This window comes from Rhizobium sp. P1_E1 (assembly GCF_056406015.1).
This window is the reverse complement of sequence record NZ_JBFUAY010000500.1, coordinates 1-1,340: the sequence shown is the minus strand read 5'-3', so window position 1 is coordinate 1,340 and position 1,340 is coordinate 1. Positions and strand designations below refer to the sequence as shown.

Annotated in this window: 2 protein-coding genes; one reads left to right on the top strand and one right to left on the bottom strand. The window is 64.2% G+C overall.

What is annotated here, in order from left to right; all coding sequences use genetic code 11:
• On the top strand, positions 1-643 hold a 643-nt coding region (locus AC1D1Z_RS37480; protein WP_477853892.1), incomplete at its 5' end, for a response regulator.
• A gap of 17 nt (positions 644-660) precedes the next feature.
• Here the strand turns inward: AC1D1Z_RS37480 and AC1D1Z_RS37475 are convergent.
• Positions 661-1,340: SURF1 family protein (locus tag AC1D1Z_RS37475; RefSeq protein WP_477853890.1), on the bottom strand; the 680-nt coding region annotated here is incomplete at its 5' end.

Sequence of the window (1,340 nt, the reverse complement as noted above, 5' to 3'; positions counted from 1 at the left end):
GCTGTCGGCCGGCCGCTATGTCCGTATCGCGGTGATCGACGAAGGCGAGGGCATGGATGCAAAGACGCTGCAGCAGGCCATCACGCCGTTCTTCACCACCAAGGGYSTSGGCAAGGGCACCGGTCTCGGCCTTTCCATGGTGCAGGGCCTTGCGTCCCAGTCCGGTGGGCGCCTCGTGATGAAAAGCAGCCTCGGCGAAGGCACGACGGCTGAATTATGGTTCCCGGTCGCCGTTGTCGAGCAGGTGACCGAGGCCGCTGCCGAGCGGCCGCTGCAGGAGGAAAATGCTGCGCGCCGGCTGCGCATCGTCGCGGTCGATGACGATGGTCTGGTCCTGATGAATACGACACTGATGCTGGAGGATCTCGGCCATACCGTGTTCGAGGCGATGGCGGGTCCCGAGGCGCTCGACATCCTGCGCAAGCAGCAGGTCGACCTGGTGATTTGCGATCATGCCATGCCGCGCATGACGGGGTCACAGCTCGCCGAGGCGATCCGCAACGAATGGCCTGATATGCCGATCATCCTCGCAACCGGTTACGCCGAGATTCCCGAAGGCGCCGGCATCGTCGACCTGCCCCGCCTCGGCAAACCCTTCTCGCAAGCGCAACTCGCCGAGGCGATCAGCCGGATTGCTTCATAAGGGTGATCACTGCCGCATTATGCGGTGGCCCTCTCGCCGCGAAGAATGAACACCAGCAATGCCAGCACCATCGCCGCCAGCCCGTACCAGGTGATCGCGTAGACGAGATGGTTGTTGGGGAAATCGATCACCGTCAGGCCGCCGACGGGCAGGCCGCCGGGATTGGCAGTGGCATCGGCGTCGATGAAGTAGGGCGCGATCGTACCAATGCCGCGCTTTTCTGCGATCGCTGCGACATCGCGCGAATACCAGCGGTCGGCCGCGACGTCGTTCGATTGCAGCAGCGATCCCTTCGGCTCGGTCATCCGCATCAACCCGGTGATCTCGACCGGGCCTGACACTTCGCCCTCGCGGCGCGAGGCCGGGTCTCGCCTCTCGGTCGGCACGAAGCCGCGATTGATGAGGATTGATGTGCCGTCGGCAAACGTCAGCGGCGTCATCACCCAATAACCCGGACCGAGCACGGTCGAGGCATAGACCAGCGTTTCCTTGTCGTTCGCCAGCGTCCCGGCTACGGTCACCCGCCGATATACGTCATCAGTGGCATTGATCTTGTTCCAGTCGGGACGTGCCGGGGCTGGCATGGGTGCGGCATGCACACGCTGATCGACGCGGACGATCAGATCGCGTTTCCAGGCCAGGCGCTCAACCTGCCAGGTGCCGAGTGCCGCGAGTGCCGCGGCAAGCAGCATCAGGC